This is a genomic window from Acinetobacter sp. ANC_7504 (assembly GCF_056779995.1).
On record NZ_JBWYIZ010000049.1, the window covers coordinates 1 to 216 of the forward strand.

Sequence of the window (216 nt, forward strand, 5' to 3'; positions counted from 1 at the left end):
TAAAATGACGCTAAAAAACCTCTGGATGTATTGATGTCATGGCCTGAATCAATCAAGCCAAGACACTTAAAACTTAACGATCATCTTCACGTATAGAAGATGGGTGGCGATTTAACGCCATTACCTCGATATTCATATATGGGTAAAGCGGAAGACCTTGTAAAATTGAATGAAGCTCTTCATTGCTTTCCACATCAAAAATACTGATGTTTGAAT

Annotated in this window: 1 protein-coding gene; it reads right to left on the reverse strand. The window is 36.6% G+C overall.

Features of this window, described 5'->3' with window-relative positions:
- Positions 1-73: 73 nt before the first annotated feature.
- A partial coding sequence (locus AC1M9F_RS14570) for a muconolactone Delta-isomerase (protein ID WP_481598127.1) occupies positions 74-216 on the reverse strand: 143 nt, incomplete at its 5' end.